This is a genomic window from Microbacterium sp. Beta, assembly GCF_005502545.1.
Taxonomy (GTDB): domain Bacteria; phylum Actinomycetota; class Actinomycetes; order Actinomycetales; family Microbacteriaceae; genus Microbacterium; species Microbacterium oxydans.
The window spans coordinates 143,506-158,578 of sequence record NZ_SCOG01000008.1 but is presented as its reverse complement, the minus strand read 5'-3'; the positions used below and the strand labels follow the sequence as shown (position 1 = coordinate 158,578).

The 15,073-nt window shown below is 68.4% G+C and carries 16 protein-coding genes; 7 read left to right on the top strand and 9 right to left on the bottom strand.

Features of this window, described 5'->3' with window-relative positions; all coding sequences use genetic code 11:
* Nucleotides 1-2 precede the first annotated feature (2 nt).
* The 3 genes from FFS56_RS10595 to FFS56_RS10585 all read right to left on the bottom strand — a co-directional run bounded on the left by FFS56_RS10595 (nucleotide 3) and on the right by FFS56_RS10585 (nucleotide 1,148).
* Nucleotides 3-101: an AURKAIP1/COX24 domain-containing protein gene (locus FFS56_RS10595; protein WP_003792170.1), complete on the bottom strand. Its 99-nt coding sequence runs from the start codon at nucleotides 99-101 to the stop codon at nucleotides 3-5.
* A gap of 156 nt (nucleotides 102-257) precedes the next feature.
* Complete coding sequence (locus FFS56_RS10590) at nucleotides 258-449, bottom strand: helix-turn-helix domain-containing protein (RefSeq protein WP_017204627.1); 192 nt, start codon at nucleotides 447-449, stop codon at nucleotides 258-260.
* Between the two features lie 282 nt (nucleotides 450-731).
* Nucleotides 732-1,148, bottom strand: a complete 417-nt coding sequence (locus FFS56_RS10585) for a metalloregulator ArsR/SmtB family transcription factor (protein ID WP_046747430.1) — start codon at nucleotides 1,146-1,148, stop codon at nucleotides 732-734.
* A gap of 107 nt (nucleotides 1,149-1,255) precedes the next feature.
* On the opposite strand from FFS56_RS10585, the gene FFS56_RS10580 reads away from it, so the two are divergent.
* The 4 genes from FFS56_RS10580 to FFS56_RS10565 all read left to right on the top strand — a co-directional run bounded on the left by FFS56_RS10580 (nucleotide 1,256) and on the right by FFS56_RS10565 (nucleotide 5,778).
* Nucleotides 1,256-2,686, top strand: coding sequence for a potassium transporter TrkG (locus FFS56_RS10580; protein WP_046747301.1), 1,431 nt, complete (start codon nucleotides 1,256-1,258; stop codon nucleotides 2,684-2,686).
* Nucleotides 2,679-3,350, top strand: a complete 672-nt coding sequence (locus tag FFS56_RS10575) for a TrkA family potassium uptake protein (protein ID WP_021198064.1) — start codon at nucleotides 2,679-2,681, stop codon at nucleotides 3,348-3,350. The genes FFS56_RS10580 and FFS56_RS10575 overlap by 8 nt, the downstream gene beginning before the upstream one ends.
* A gap of 77 nt (nucleotides 3,351-3,427) precedes the next feature.
* On the top strand, nucleotides 3,428-4,204 hold the full coding sequence (locus FFS56_RS10570) for an ABC transporter ATP-binding protein (protein ID WP_046747300.1): 777 nt from the start codon (nucleotides 3,428-3,430) through the stop codon (nucleotides 4,202-4,204).
* Between the two features lie 47 nt (nucleotides 4,205-4,251).
* Nucleotides 4,252-5,778 carry a hypothetical protein gene (locus FFS56_RS10565; RefSeq protein ID WP_233437385.1) on the top strand — a complete coding sequence of 509 codons (1,527 nt, stop codon included), beginning with the start codon at nucleotides 4,252-4,254 and terminating at the stop codon, nucleotides 5,776-5,778.
* 69 nt (nucleotides 5,779-5,847) lie between these two features.
* On the opposite strand, the gene FFS56_RS10560 is transcribed toward FFS56_RS10565, so the two are convergent.
* Both FFS56_RS10560 and proC read right to left on the bottom strand, forming a co-directional pair.
* On the bottom strand, nucleotides 5,848-6,135 hold the full coding sequence (locus FFS56_RS10560; protein WP_127011838.1) for a DUF1905 domain-containing protein: 288 nt from the start codon (nucleotides 6,133-6,135) through the stop codon (nucleotides 5,848-5,850).
* Nucleotides 6,136-6,138: 3 nt separating this feature from the next.
* A complete protein-coding gene (proC, locus tag FFS56_RS10555) occupies nucleotides 6,139-6,978 on the bottom strand; it encodes a pyrroline-5-carboxylate reductase (RefSeq protein ID WP_127011837.1) in 840 nt (279 codons plus the stop codon).
* A gap of 59 nt (nucleotides 6,979-7,037) precedes the next feature.
* On the opposite strand from proC, the gene FFS56_RS10550 reads away from it, so the two are divergent.
* Nucleotides 7,038-8,009, top strand: coding sequence for a cation diffusion facilitator family transporter (locus tag FFS56_RS10550; RefSeq protein ID WP_058630457.1), 972 nt, complete (start codon nucleotides 7,038-7,040; stop codon nucleotides 8,007-8,009).
* 28 nt (nucleotides 8,010-8,037) lie between these two features.
* Here FFS56_RS10550 and tadA read toward each other — a convergent pair whose 3' ends face one another.
* Entirely contained in the window at nucleotides 8,038-8,493 is a 456-nt protein-coding gene (gene tadA, locus FFS56_RS10545) for a tRNA adenosine(34) deaminase TadA (protein ID WP_046747295.1), read from the bottom strand.
* An 80-nt stretch (nucleotides 8,494-8,573) separates the two neighbouring features.
* Here tadA and upp point away from each other — a divergent pair, with 80 nt between their 5' ends.
* Complete coding sequence (upp, locus tag FFS56_RS10540; RefSeq protein ID WP_021198071.1) at nucleotides 8,574-9,206, top strand: uracil phosphoribosyltransferase; 633 nt, start codon at nucleotides 8,574-8,576, stop codon at nucleotides 9,204-9,206.
* Nucleotides 9,207-9,422: 216 nt separating this feature from the next.
* On the opposite strand, the gene FFS56_RS10535 is transcribed toward upp, so the two are convergent.
* The 3 genes from FFS56_RS10535 to nadE form a co-directional block, all read right to left on the bottom strand.
* The gene (locus FFS56_RS10535; RefSeq protein WP_233437384.1) at nucleotides 9,423-10,019 is read right to left on the bottom strand and encodes a hypothetical protein; all 597 of its coding nucleotides are present in this window, start codon (nucleotides 10,017-10,019) and stop codon (nucleotides 9,423-9,425) included.
* Nucleotides 10,016-13,486: a bifunctional RecB family nuclease/DEAD/DEAH box helicase gene (locus tag FFS56_RS10530; protein WP_137771921.1), complete on the bottom strand. Its 3,471-nt coding sequence runs from the start codon at nucleotides 13,484-13,486 to the stop codon at nucleotides 10,016-10,018. Before FFS56_RS10530 ends, FFS56_RS10535 begins: the two co-directional genes overlap by 4 nt.
* Nucleotides 13,487-13,569: 83 nt before the next feature.
* The gene (gene nadE, locus FFS56_RS10525; protein WP_061015528.1) at nucleotides 13,570-14,388 is read right to left on the bottom strand and encodes an ammonia-dependent NAD(+) synthetase; all 819 of its coding nucleotides are present in this window, start codon (nucleotides 14,386-14,388) and stop codon (nucleotides 13,570-13,572) included.
* 107 nt (nucleotides 14,389-14,495) lie between these two features.
* On the opposite strand from nadE, the gene FFS56_RS10520 reads away from it, so the two are divergent.
* Nucleotides 14,496-15,053, top strand: a complete 558-nt coding sequence (locus tag FFS56_RS10520) for a nucleoside phosphorylase (RefSeq protein ID WP_046747291.1) — start codon at nucleotides 14,496-14,498, stop codon at nucleotides 15,051-15,053.
* The last annotated feature ends 20 nt before the right edge of the window (nucleotides 15,054-15,073 follow it).

Genomic DNA, 15,073 nt, shown 5'->3' with positions numbered 1-15,073 from the left:
GCTTACTTCTTGTTGCGACGCTGGTGGCGAGTCTTGCGAAGCAGCTTGCGGTGCTTCTTCTTCGCCATGCGCTTGCGGCGCTTCTTGATGACAGAACCCACGGAAACCTCACTAAGTCAGTGGCTGGGTGTCTCCGAAATCGGACACCCGGGTACGGGCACGGAAAATGCCTCGGGTCAGTCTAGCAAACCCGAAGGCGTGGGCTGTCACACGCGCCTTCCGCCCGAGGGCGGCCGAGCATGGGACAGCCTGCGACGTCAACCGACGTCGGCTATGGGTCGCTGCAGCGCATCGGCCACAGCGGACTCCGGAACACGATAGCTGCGGCCGAAACGGACGGCGGGCAGCTCCCCAGCATGAACCAGCCGGTACACGGTCATCTTGGACACGCGCATCAGCTCGGCGACCTCAGCAACCGTGAGGAATCGGACGTCAGGAACCTCGGGCATCCCACGTACCCCTTTCTCGATGTGCACACTCTATGTGGTAGCTGGGACACGTGTAAACCTCTGTGACCCGTGTGATCAGTGAGGCATCGCGGGACTCTGTGAGGCGCCCAGCCGGCGCATAGGCATTCTGCGGGCTTCGCTCAATCGCGACTGGCAGAGTCATCGCAGGTCTCGTGCGGCACCGCCGAGTCCGCCCCCCCGGGTGTGGGGACCCGCACCTCTCCCCTGACGGCAAGCCCCCCGTGTCGTCAGGGGAGAGTCGTTGCGGGGATCGCCCGAACGTCAGGCGCCGAGGCGCTTGAGGGCCGACGCGACCACATGCTTCGCGGATGCCGCCGCGCGTCCGACGACCTCGGCCGCGTGGGCGGCGCTGTCGGGAAGCGAGGCACCCGGGTATGCGATGTCGGGCGCACCGTCTCCGAAGGCATCCACCAGGAACGGCACCAGCCAGTCATCGACGACCTCGAGCGGCTCGACCGCGAGGCTGTAGAAGCGACGCTGTCCGTCCTCGCGCACGGTGACGAGTTCGGCATCGCGGAGCACCTTGAGGTGCTTCGACACGGTGGGCTGGCTGATACCCAGATCGGCGACGATCTGGCTGACGCTGGTGCCGGTCTCTCCTTCGGTCGTGCGCCGCAGCAGGAGCTGGAGGATGTCTCGCCTCGTACCGTCTGCGATCACGTCGAAGATGTCCGTCATGAGTTCAGGGTAGTCGTCCCCGGCACGGAGTACCATGACGAAGGCTCGGCGACAGGCGCCGTGCCGCCGCCCGAGGCAGGGCGTGCGACGACACACAGGGGGCAGCGATGTCGGGCATCGTTTCGGCGTCGTCCCCGCGCGAGAGCCTGAAGAGCGCAGCCGGCTGGGTCAAGCACCTCGTGACGTCATCGCCGTCGCGCTTCGCGATCGTGATCTTCGCCCTGCTGATCCTCGTCTTCACGGTGCTGCTCTCCCTGCCCATCGCCTCCGCGTCCGGCAGGGTCACCCCCCTCAGCGATGCGCTGTTCACCGCCGTCTCCACGATCTGCGTGACGGGACTCGCCACCGTCGACATGGCCAACTACTGGTCGCCCTTCGGACACGTGCTGATCTTCCTCGGCGTGAACATCGGCGCGCTGGGGGTGCTGACCCTCGCATCGCTCATGGGAATGCTGATCTCGAAGCGTCTCGGTCTGCGAGCCAAGCTGATGGCGGCAGGCGACACGAACCCGATGCGCGCGCACGGCGGTGTCGTCAACGAGAGCCAGACCGTGCGACTCGGCGAGGTCGGCCAGCTGCTCACCACGGTCGCCGTCTCGGCGCTGATCATCGAGGCGTCGCTCGCGATCCTCCTCTACCCCGCCCTCGTGATGGCCAAGGTCGACCCGATCGCGGCGCTCTGGGAGGCGCCCTACTTCGCGGCGATGGCGTTCACGAACACCGGATTCGCGCCGAACGACGGCGGCGTCGCCGTCTTCGCCGACGACTACCTGGTGCTCTCGCTCCTGATGGTCGGCGTCTTCCTCGGCAGCATCGGCTTCCCGGTCATCTACACCCTCGCCAAGCATGTCTGGCATGTGAAGCGTTGGTCCCTGCACTCCAAGCTCACCATCGTCACCACCGTCCTGCTCTTCATCCTGGGTGCGGCCGTCTTCGTGATCCTCGAGTTCAACAACCCGAAGACCTTCGGCTCGATGGATGCCACCGACACCACGTTCCAAGCCTTCTTCCTGTCGGCGATGACACGCTCCGGCGGCTTCAACGTGATCGAGATGGACGACCTGAACGGCTCGTCCCTGCTCGCGGCGAGCATGCTCATGTTCGTCGGCGGCGGCTCCGCCTCGACCGCGGGCGGGATCAAGGTGACCACCCTCGCCGTCCTCGCCATCGCCGTCTGGTCCGAGGCCAAGGGACGCCAGTCCGTCGAAGCCTTCGGTCGCCGCATCCCCAGCGACGTGCAGCGCGTCGCCCTCAGCGTCGTCGCGTGGGGAGCGACGATCGTCGCGCTGTCGACCATTGTGATCGCGCAGATCACCAAGGCCGATATCAGTCACGTGCTCTTCGATGTGATCTCCGCGTTCGGTACCGTCGGTCTCTCGACAGGCCTCACCGGCGAGCTGCCGGATTCCGCCTCCTACGTCATGGCCGCGACGATCTTCATGGGCCGCGTTGGTACAGTGACTCTCGCCGCGGCGGTCGCCGCGACATCGCGAACGCAGTACTACTCACTGCCCGTGGAAAGGCCGATCGTTGGTTGAAGTCCTCCGGGGCGACGCTCCCGTCCTCGTCATCGGCCTCGGCCGGTTCGGTGCCGCCTGCGCCGGTGAGCTCGACCGCCTCGACCGCGAGGTGCTCGCGATCGACGACAACCTCGAGCTCGTGCAGAAGTGGTCCGACCGCGTCACGCACACCGTCCAGGCCGACGCCAAGAACATCGACGCCCTGCGGCAGATCGGCGCGCAGGACTTCCAGGTGGCCGTCGTGGCCGTCGGCTCCTCCATCGAGGCTTCGGTGCTCATCACGGCGAACCTCGTCGACCTCAAGGTCCCGCAGATCTGGGCCAAGGCGGTCTCGCAGTCGCACGGCAAGATCCTGGCGCGCGTCGGCGCCAACCACGTCATCTACCCCGAGCGCGAGGCCGGCGAGCGCGTCGCGCACCTCGTCTCCGGGCGCATGCTCGATTTCATCCGCTTCGACGATGACTTCGTGCTCGCCAAGATGTACCCGCCGAAGTTCATCCGCGGCGTCGGCCTGAACGAGTCCGGTGTGCGCTCGAAGTACAAGGTGACCGTCGTGGGCGTGAAGAGCCCGGGCAAGCCGTTCCGCTACGCCGAGGCGAACACCATCGTGACCAACCACGACCTGATCATCGTGTCCGGTACGAACAGCGACATCGAGCGGTTCGCCGGCCTCGACCGCTGACGTCTCCCTCCCGCCTTCCGAGCGACTCCCCCTCGCGGCGGATGCGCGACGCCCGGCGGCCGTGGTGGGATGGGGCCATGACCGACCCCACAGCGGCCCCGCCCGTCCTCGCCCTTCGCGGGCTTCGCAAGCAGTTCGGGCAGAAGGTCGCCGTCGACGGTCTGTCCCTCGACGTGCCGCCCGGATCCATGCTGGGCCTGCTCGGGCCGAACGGCGCAGGCAAGACCACGACGCTCGCGATGGCCACCGGGCTGCTCCGCCCCGATGCCGGCACGGCGTGGGTGCTGGGCGCCGACGTGTGGCAGAACCCCGCCGAGGCGAAAGCCCGCATGGGTGTGCTCCCCGACGGCATCCGCATGCTCGATCGTCTCAGTGGAGCAGAGCTGCTGCGATACACCGGACTGCTGCGCGGCATGGCAGAGGCCGACGTCGTCTCGCGGACGGGTGACCTGCTCGAGGCGCTGGGGCTCGCAGAGGCGCGAGACACCCTCGTCGTGGACTACTCCGCCGGCATGCGCAAGAAGATCGGGCTCGCCTGCGCGCTGATCCACGCTCCCCGCCTGCTCATCCTGGATGAGCCGCTGGAGGCCGTCGATCCCGTCTCGGGCGAGACGATCCGCCAGATCCTGCGCTCGTTCGTCGACGGCGGCGGCACCGTGGTGCTGTCGAGCCACGTGATGGAGCTCGTCGAGTCGATGTGCGACCGGGTGGCCATCGTCGCCGAGGGGCGCCTGCTCGCGCACGGTCCGCTCGACGAGGTGCGAGCCGGACTCTCGCTTCAGCAGCGGTTCCTCACGCTCGTCGGGGCGCACGATCTCGGGACGGAGACGCTCGCATGGTTGCGCTCCTCGTAAGCCTGCGCTGGCGGCAGCTGCGGCATCAACTGTCGCGGAACCCGTGGATGATCGTCACCCTGATCATCACGGGGATGATCGCCCTCGGGCTCCTCGCCGGACTCGCTGCGGGTCTGGTCGCTCTGCGCTTCGCCGCACCGGAGGGCGCTGTCACCGCCATCGTGCTCACCGGGTCCGTGCTCGTCCTCGGATGGTGGATCGGCTCCATCCTGGTCAGCGCCGACGACTCCCTCGCCCCCGAGCGCTTCGCCCTGCTGCCGGTGACCGCCCCCTCCCTGTTGCCGGGCTTCGTCGTCGCCGGAGCCACGACCATCGGCGGCATCGGGACCACGGTCGCCCTGCTGCTGATGCTCCTCGGCTGGTCGGTGAGCCTTCCCGCACTGCTCACCGCGGTGATCATGATCCCGGTGGCGGTCGTGACCTGCGTGCTCGGTGCCCGCGTGGTGAGCGGACTGCTCGCCGGATGGCTGGCCCGACGCAGCACCCGCGACCTGGTGCTGACCCTCGGGGTGCTGCTCGCCGCCTCGTCCGGCCTCATCCTCAACCTCGGGATCGGGGCGCTCACCACCGTGACGGACGCCGGGAGTGCCTTCGCCTCGGCTGCCGACATCGCCGCCTGGACGCCGTTCGGCGCCGTGTTCGGGGTGTCGGCATCGGCAGCGCAGGGCGACGTGCTCACCGCGACGCTGCGATTGCTGATCGCCCTCGCGACGGTCGTGGTCCTGTGGTGGGCGTCTCAGCGGCTGCTCGCCGCCCGGCTCGTCTCCCCCATCCAGAGCAGCGGGGGTGGACGGGTGCGCTCCGGCGGTCTGCTCGATCGACTGCTGCCGGCGAACCCGATAGGTGCGATCGCCGCACGATCTCTGCACTACTACCGCCGCGACCCGCGGCAGCTCGTCAACATCGTGATGCTCCTGCTGCTGCCCGCGATCTTCATCGGCATCGCGCTCATGAACGGCCTGCAGGAGGAGTCCCTCGGTTTCGCCCCCGCGATCACACTGATCCCGGCGATCAACGCTCTCCTCGCCGGGACGATCGTGCAGATGTCGATCGCCTATGACAACGATGCCGTCGCGGCGCACATCCTCACGGGTGTGTCCGGGGCGGCGGACCGTGCCGGGCGCCTGCTCGGCTTCGGGATGATCGCAGTGCCGGTGACGCTCGCCCTGTGCGTGGCGACCTGCCTCCTCGCCGGGCGGCCGGATCTGCTCCCCGGCAGCATCGGCGCATCCCTCGGTCTCACGGCGATCGCTGCAGGGGCCGGCGCCTGGGTGGGGAGCTTCCTTCCGGGCCGTGCGCCCGCTCCGGAAGCCAATCCCTTCGGGCGCGGATCATCCGGCGGGGTGCAGTCGCTGCTCGCGATGATCATCATCGGACCCATCACGCTCGTCCTCGGAGCACCCGCATTCGGGTTCGCCATCGCGGCGATCTGGAGTCCCACGCTCGGCTGGATCAGCCTCGCGTGCGGACTCGCGTTCGGCGGCCTCGCGCTCTGGGGAGGGACCGTGCTGGGCGGGAAGATCCTGGATCGCCGCTGGCCCGAGGTGCTCGCCGACGTGTCCAGCGAGAGTTGAGCGCGGACGGATCCCACGCGACACGCAGGCCCCGGGCGCCAGGCCTCCCGCGACATCAGGCCCGACGGGTCAGGCGTCGATGTCGAGGACGACCTCGATCACGTCGTCCACCCCGAGGCCCTCGCCGTCCTGCAGCGTCTTCTTGATCGGCACGATGTAGCCGCCGTCCTTCGGCCACAGCGCCGTGGCCACGGTGGTGGTGCCTACGGAAACCCTGGCCGGGATCATGCCCCAGCCATAGGTCACGACAGAGGCGATCTCGTGGATCATCTCGCTCTCGGCAGGCGGCACGGTGACGAAGTGGAAAGGCGCGGGCCCGCGCCAGTACCAGATGGGTCCCTCGATCCTCAGCCGCATGGTTCAGGCTCCGGCGGCGAGCTCCCTGGCACGCGCGAGTGCGGCGTCCGCAGCCTCCGCGAAGGTGCGATCGAGGCGTGCTTCCTGCAGCACGGCGACCGCCCGCTCCGTCGTCCCCTTCGGGCTCGTGACCCGACGGCGCAGCTCTGCAGGAGCCTCGCCGGAGGCGTCGAGCAGGGCCGTCGCCCCGATGAACGTCTGCTCGACCATGAGCCGCGCATCCGCATCGGTGAAGCCCATGCCGACGGCGGCCTTGGTGAGCTCCTCGATCAGCAGGTACACGTAGGCCGGTCCCGATCCCGAGATCGTGGACAGCGCGTCGATCTGCGACTCGGGAACCTCGACGACGGCGCCGACGGTCTCGAACAGACGACGGACGAGGGCGATGTCTTCGGCGGGAACCGCGGCACCGGCGGCGAGCCCCGTCACTCCCTTGCGCACCGTCGACGGCGTGTTCGGCATCGAGCGGATCACCCTCGCCTCCGAACCCAGCACATCGGCGAAGGTCTGCAGCGTGACCCCGGCGGCGACGCTCACCACGATCGCATCAGCGGCGAGGTGCGGGGCGATCTCGCGGAGCAGGTCCGGCACCATCGCCGGCTTCACGCCGACGAGCACGATCCGCGCACCGGCAGCCGCCTCGACGTTGCCCTCCGGCCGATCGGCGAGCGCGATGCTGGTGACCTCGTCGAGGCCGGCGAACGCCTCTGCCTTCTCCGCCGTGCGGTTGGTCGCGGTGATCCCGCCATCGATGCGGACGCCCGAGGCGACCACTCCGCGGAGGATCGCACCGCCCATCGAGCCGGCACCGAGGAAAGCGAGCGAAGGAAGCGAGTCAGACATGTCGTCATCCTACGGCGGGCACTCCGACATCCCCGGGCGGGCGGTTCTAGACTCGTCCCATGAGTGCATCCGGAGGCAACAAGGCCATCGTCGCGGCGTTCCTGGCGAACATGGGAATCGCCCTCGCGAAGTTCATCGCCTGGGCACTCTCCGGCTCCGCCTCGATGCTCGCCGAGGCCATCCACTCCGTCGCGGACTCCGGCAACCAGCTGCTCCTGATGCTGGGCGGACGCAAGGCTCGGCGCGAGGCCGACCGCGCGCACCCGTTCGGCTACGGTCGCGAGCGCTACGTCTACGCATTCGTCGTGTCGATCATCCTGTTCTCGGTCGGCGGTCTCTTCGCGATCTACGAGGGCGTCGAGAAGCTCACGAATCCGCATGAGCTCGACAAGACGTGGTGGTGGCTCCCGCTCGTGGTGCTCGTCATCGCGATCGGGCTCGAGTCGTTCTCGTTGCGCACAGCCGTGCGGGAGAGCAACCTCGTGCGGGAGAAGGGGCAGTCGTGGGTGTCGTTCGTGCGCCGCTCCAAGGCACCCGAGCTCCCCGTCGTGCTGCTGGAGGACGTGGGCGCCCTGACCGGCCTCACGTTCGCCCTACTCGGCGTCGGCCTCACGCTGCTCACCGGCAATCCGATGTTCGACGCACTCGGCACCGTGATGATCGGTGTGCTGCTGGTGCTGATCGCGATCGTGCTGGGTGTCGAGACGAAGAGCCTCCTGGTCGGCGAGGGCGCGACCCAGGCCGACCACGACCGCATCGTGGATGCGATCAACGCCGGCGACGAGATCGAGAAGATCATCCACATGAAGACCCTCTACCTCGGCCCGGACGAGCTGATGGTGGCGGCGAAGATCGCCCTCAACGCGGACAAGCCGCTGCGGGAGGCCGCCGACGACATCGACGCGATCGAGGCTCGGATCAGGGAGGCCGTGCCTGTCGCGCGGGTCGTCTACATCGAGCCCGACGTCTACCGCCCCGCGATCGACCCGGAGCCCTCGACCGACGTCTTCGTGCTGAAGTCGTCGGACTGAACGTCGTCGGACTGAACGGGGACCGCGTTCAGCGCCGCTGCTCGAAGAACGAACGCAGCAGCGCGGTCGCAGCCTCAGCCTCGACGCCGCCGACCACCTCGGCACGATAGGGCAACCGTCGATCGCGCAGCACGTCGTACATCGATCCGGCAGCACCGGCCTTGTCGTCCCATGCTCCGAACACCACACGACTGATGCGTGCCTGCAGGACGGCGCCGGCGCACATGATGCAGGGTTCGAGGGTCACCACGAGTGTGTGCTGCTCGAGATTCCAGGACCCGACCACTGCCGCCGCGCGACGGAGCGCCTCGACCTCGGCGTGCCCCGTCGGGTCATGGGTCTCCTCGCGAGTGTTGCGTCCCTCCGCGATGACCCGGCCTTCGGGATCGAGGACCACCGCTCCGACCGGGATCTCGGATGCCATGGCCGCTTCGGTGGCGAGCTCGAGGGCACGCGTCATCGCGCGTCGGTCGGCTGCGGTCATGCGTCGAGCCTACGACAGCCGTCGAGCCCGGCCCGAGTCCCGATGTCGTGCCTGACCGCGTGGCGCATTACCCTGTATTCATGCGTGTTCACGTGGCCGACCACCCTCTCATCACTCACAAGCTCTCGGTGCTGCGCGATGCGCGCACGCCCTCACCGGTGTTCCGGCAGCTCACGGAGGAGCTCGTGACACTGCTCGCGTACGAGGCGACCCGCAACGTGAAGGTCAGCCCGATCGAGATCACGACTCCGGTGACCACCACGACGGGTGTGAAGATCTCGGAGCCCCGCCCCATCGTGGTGCCGATCCTGCGCGCCGGTCTCGGCATGCTCGAAGGCCTCGTGAAGCTGCTTCCGACGGCTGAGGTCGGCTTCCTCGGCATGGTGCGCGATGAGACCACCTTCGAGCCGACCACCTACGCCGAGCGGTTGCCCGACGACCTGAGCGACCGCCAGTGCTTCGCGATCGACCCCATGCTGGCGACCGGTGGTTCGCTCGCCGCCGCGATCCAGTTCCTGTTCGACCGCGGCGCCAAGGATGTCACGGCCATCTGCCTGCTCGGCACTCCCGAAGGCGTCGCCGCGATCGAGGCGATGGCCGGCGACCGCGACGTGACCCTCGTGCTCGGCGCGCTCGACGAGCGTCTCGACGAGAAGGGCTACATCGTGCCCGGCCTCGGCGACGCGGGCGACCGGCTCTACGGCACGGTCTGATCCTCGGCAGCGTACGACCTCTTCGGTGCGTCTTCCGCCTCAGATGGTCAGGCGGTAGGCGCGCTCATCTCCGTGGTGCGTGAAGCCCGCGCGGGCGAGGATGGGCGCTGACGTCGAGACGCGACCCTTCACCAGGGCCGTCTTCGCTCCCCAAGCCGCACCCTGCCGCAGTCTCTCGGCCAGCACTGCGCGGTAGGCGCCGCGACCGCGGTGGCTCTACAGTGTGGATGCGCCCCAGAGCCGCACGAACCCGTCCTCGATCGTGCATCCTCCGGTGCTGAAGGCGCGTCCATCGATGCGCGCGAGCACACGGAACCCGGTCTGCGCCTCGAGCGCCGCGGACACCTCGTCGAGTTCTGCCCGCAGACCCTCCTCATCGAGGGGCTGCTGGTGCCACACGGGCACATTGACGCCGTCGAGGTCGCGTACCTGATCGAGGGTACGCACGATCTCGGTGGACACGTCGGACGGCACCTCGACCTCCACCTCGTCGACGGGTCGTGCGAACACCGCCACCGTATCGATGTGCTCTGCCCCGCGTCGCCGAAGCTCGTCCTCGACGTCGGGCCGGTCGGAAGGATTCGTCCAGAACGTGAACTGCGAGGCGCCCCATGCTCTCGTCCGCGCCAGTGCGCCATCCACCACGTCGACGGCCGACAGTGCGGAGTCGACCTGCGAACCTCGCACTCCCCCGCCGAACCGTGCAGGATCCCGCACGAGGAGCAGATGCTCGCGCTCGTGCTCACTGTCGCGGGGGAACCACACCCACGCTGCCGCGGCGCGCATGATCTGGTCAGTGGTGTGGGCGCTCACTCGGCCGCTCCGACGAGCCGGGCGAACGCGCTGAGCCTGGTGACGCCCTCAGGCGTATAAGGCAGGTCGTCGAGCAGCGCGGGCGAGTGGATCAGGTAGGCGACGACCTGTGCTCGGGAGATCGCGACGTTGAGGCGGTTCTGGAGCAGCAGGAACTCCGGCCCGCGCGGCGCATCCCGACCGCTCGACGCCGCGAGCGAGGTGATGGAGACCACTGCCTCCTTGCCCTGGAAGTTGTCGACCGTGCCGACAGGGACGTCGGGGAAGCCGGCGTCGGCGAGCGCGTCGAGCACCAGCTGACGCTGCGCGTTGTAGGGCGTGACCACGATGATGTCGGACTGCGCGAGTGGTCGCGTCGACGCCTCGGGGTCGTTGTCGGTGAAGACCCGGCCGACCAGATCGGCGACCAGGCGGACGACCTCCGCCGCTTCCTCGGGCGATTGCGTCGCGTTTCCGCGGTGGCGCAGCGGGACGACGTGGAGACCCGCGTCGACACCCTCGAGCGACCGGAGTTCGGTTCCGGGTGCCGAGGCGAGCTGTCCCGCGTAGGCGAGCTTCGACACCGGAGCGGCCACGAAGGGGTGCATCCGCCACGACCGAGCGAGGAAGTAGCCGTACTCGGGCCGCACGACCGGATCGCCGTCCATCACCCAGCCGAGAGCGGACGTGTCCACCGGTTCGGGGTGGGCGCCCTGGCTCACCTGCGGGAGCTGCTGCGGGTCGCCGAGGAGCAGCAACCGTTTCGCTCCGGCCGCGACCGCGATCGTCGAGGCGAGCGAGAACTGCCCCGCCTCGTCGATCACGAGGAGATCGAGCCCGGCCCGTTCGACGCGCTGGGTGTTGCTGAAGTCCCAGGCCGTACCGCCCACGACCGCGCCCTCACCGGAGTGCTCGGCGAGGAAGGAGGCCATGCCGTTCTTCGGGATCACGGTGTATGACGGGGCCGCATCGGGATCCTTCGGCGCCTTCGCCACCTGGGCGGGCGAGACGCCGTCGGCGACGATCCGCTCGAGAAGCGTGTCGATGATGGCGTGCGACTGCGCCACGACGCCGACCTTGAAGCCGTGCTCGTTGACCAGACGCGCGATCGCGCGCGAACCCGTGTAGGTCTTCCCCGTCCCCGGAGGGCCCTGCACGGCGAGGTAGCTGTGATCGAGGTCGAGCACTCCCCGCACGATCGCATCGATCGTGTCATCACCTGCTTCCGGGAGCGCGCCGCCCGAGAAGGTGCGCGGGGGCAGTCGGCGCAGGATGTCGGTGGCCGCATCCTGGGGGAAGCCCGGCGCGGCCAGGTGCACCGCGTCGGCCCACTCGTCGATCGCGCCCTGCAGCGACACCACCCGAGGCGGAGCCGCCGGAGTGAGCGCAAGCGGCAGCTCATCCCAGGTCTGTCCCTGCACAGCCGCTTCTGTGACGAGGTAGCCGTCGTCGAGCACCTCGGCGATCGTGACCGTGTGCGGTACGTGGACGGCGCGTGAGGGCACCTCGGTGTCGAACGGGGCTGGCACCTCGTACAGCGCGAACGGCTGGGCACCGGGTCCGAGCGTGGTGCCGGGTGACACCTCGCCGCGGATCTCGATGTCCCTGGACATCACTCTCCGTCCCTCGATGATGCTCCACTCCCGGACGACCGATGACGACGGACGGTCTACCCGCACCACATCACGCGTGCCGTCCCACATCGTGACCGGTTCGCGCAGCCTCTGGAAGTGCGACACCCAGAAGCTCTTCGCTTCACGGGGGAAGTAGTCGATGGCCGCGGCCGCGATGCGGTGCACCTGTCCGTCGCCGCCTGCCTCCACGGCGCGCTCCGCATCGGCGAGGAGCGCGGCCGATCGGGGAGACGGCTCATAGATGACCTCGTCCGCGTCGTCGGGCGGCGCCGGCGTGACGCCCTTCTCCCTCGCGATGTCGATCAGCCAGTTGCGCAGGCGCCGTGTCGAGACGCAGTCGTAGCGGTTGTAGTCGGCGAGGTCGGCGAGGACCGCGTCTGCTTCGGACCGCTGCCCGGCCGCGGCGAGCTCGCGGGCCGCGACGTACTGCACGATCGAGTCGTCACCCTTCTGCACGTCGCTCGTCCGGACGTCGTCGCCCATGTAGAGCGGCTCGAGCTTCTTGATCGAGTACGACCGGGAGCCCACCCTGACCGTCCGCAGCACGAGCGGATACAGATCGACGAACACTCCTTCACGGAGCAGCCGATCGACCTCGCCCTCGCGCACTCCGTGCCGCGCTGCCATGGCCACGAGATGCGAGGTCTCGTACGGGGCATAGTGATAGATGTGCATTCCCGGATGTGCCGCTCTGCGGGCATTGACGAAGTCGAGGAACGTCTCTAGCGCCCGCTTCTCTTCGGCGAACGTATGCGCCCACAGTGCCGAGTACTGGTCGGCGTTGTCCACCCAGCCGAAGAGGTAGTCGATCCCCCAGTGCGCCTCACCGTCAGGAGCAGGCTCGGTGTACAGCGGGTCGCCCTCGAAATCGAAGAAGATGTCGCCGTGGCTGGGGAGCGGGAGGGTGTGGATGGCCTGCGCGTAGTGCACGTCGAAGGTCGGCACACCCTCGCTGTCAGCCCGCAGCTGCAGACGGGCCTGGGCACGGAGCGTCTCGAACGTATCGGCGTTCATCCCCGTCGGCGCCTCGATCGCACCGGCCAGGGCGTCGATCGTCTCGATGCCTGCAGCCCGGAGCCGAGCTCGCTGCACCGGACGCATCCGCGCCACCATCAGCAGGTCCCGGTGTGCGAGCACCTGCTCCTCGCAGGTCGCGCAGCGCCCGCAGGCGACCACCTGGAGGTCACCGCGATCGTCGCCCCAGGCCAGAGGAGCGCCCGCGGCGCCGTCGGCGATGCGGCGATCCGCGATGAGGGCGCGCAACCTTGCCCTGCGCACCTGGAACAACGGGAGCAGATCGTCGACGGCGTGCGTGCTGAGCGTGCCGTCTCCGAGGATCAGGTCTACCTCGTCGGAACGGGGGATCCGCAGGCGGTCGAGCTGGTCGACATATGCCGCGAGCTGCATGAGAGCTGTCACACGGGCTTTGCGGGCGAGCTTCGAGTCCTGCACACGCCAGCGCCCCTCATCGTCTTTGCGCAGGAAGTCCGCGAACCCGACGAACTCGTCCGTCGCGAAAGCCGCCTGGAACACGACGAGCGCATCCGAGCGCAGTGCAGCCACCGTCTCGTCGACTGCTGCAGCGAGCGCTTCCGCGTCGACCGAGGACACCTTCTCGATGCGGTGCACGTTCTCGTCACCGAGATCGTGGATGTACCGGTCGAGAACGTTCTGCTCGTGCACGTCGCCGAGCTCGGCCGCGCGCTTCAGAGTCGCATCCTCCGGCTCTTCGACGGCGGGGACGCGCCCCAGCTTCGCGTCGATCGCCCGGGCCCACGCGAACTCGCACTCGGCGGCCGCCTTGAGGTCGCTCGCGCTCCAGATGACGCGTTGCGCCTGAGTGTCGATCCGCACGATGCTCCCGTTCTGTCGGATGCTTCGACACTATCCGCGGCATCGGACACAGGCGAAAGCGGGCGGCTCCTCGACGCGCGGGTTCAGCGCCACCAGGTGTCGTCGGGCGTCACCGGGAGGTGTCGCTTGTGCTGCGTCGCGAGATACCTGGCCTCGATGCGACCGGCGACCTCAGGATCGACCTCGCGCCCCTCGAGGAAGTCGTCGATCTGCTCGTACGTGAGGCCGAGTTCGTCCTCGTCGGCGCGTCCGGGCTGGCCGTCCAAGAGATCGGCCGTCGGCACCTTGAAGGCGAGTCGGTCCGGAGCGTCGAGGAACTGCAGCAGCGAGCGTCCCTGCCGCTTGCTGAGCCCGGACAACGGGAGGATGTCGGCAGCGCCGTCACCGAACTTCGTGTAGAAGCCGGTCACCGCCTCCGCCGCATGGTCGGTGCCGATCACCAGCAGTCCGTCGTGACCGGCGAGCGCATACTGCGTGACCATGCGGACGCGAGCCTTGATGTTGCCGCGGTTGAAGTCGCTGATGTCGCTCGTGACCGCGAACTCGATGTCCTCCTCCACTCCGTCGACACCGTTCTGGATGTTGACCTCGACGGAGGAGTCGGGCGCGATGAACGCCAGCGCGGCTTCCGCATCTTCGGCATCGTGCTGAACCCGATAGGGCAGACGCACCGCGAGGAACTTCGCCTCGCCGCCCTCGGCGCGCACGCGCTCCACCGCGAGCTGTGCCAGACGGCCGGCCAACGTGGAGTCCTGCCCGCCCGAGATCCCGAGCACGAACCCCTTCGCTCCGGTGGCACGCAGGTAGTCGGCGAGGAAACCGATCCGACGATCGGTCTCGGCCTCAGGATCGATCTCGGGCCTGACGCCGAGGTCTTCAGAGATCTGCTTCTGCAACGACATGTCATCCTCCGTCTTGTCCTCGACCAGTATCGCCCCTGCGTGTTACGTCCGGGTGACGCCGCGGCGTTCGCATGCTCCTGCCAGCGAAGGCCTGAGAGAATGGACCGGTGAAGCTCCTCGTCGCTGCCCTCGATTCCGAACTGTCCGCATTCCCGGAGGAGCTCGACGGCTTCGACCGACTCGTGACCGGCGCCGGAAAGCTGCCGGCCACGTACGGCCTGACCCGCGCACTCGATGCCAAGGTCTACGACGAGATCGTGGTGGTCGGAACAGCCGGAGCCATCGAGCCCGGCCTCGAGGCGACCGTCCACGAGGTCGGCAGCGCGTTCCAGCACGACGTCACCGACCTCGACGGCGTTCGCGGGCAGCACGTCTCACTGCCTGCACGCGTCTCCACCGGACGCGACGGCGTGTTGATCGCGACCGGTGACCACTTCGTCGAGGACGCCGAGGTCACCGCCGTGATCCGCCCCTCCGGTGCTGCACTGGTCGACATGGAGACCTACGCCTTCATCTGGGTCGCCGAGCAGTTCGGTGTTCCGATCCGCGTGTTGCGTGCGGTGTCCGACCAGGCGGAAGACGGCGCGCTGACAGACTGGCGCGAGGCCGTCGCCCGCTGCAGCGTGCAGCTGCGCGACGTCATCCGCAGCGAATACGGCGTCTGACGCACGACAGGCGGATCGCA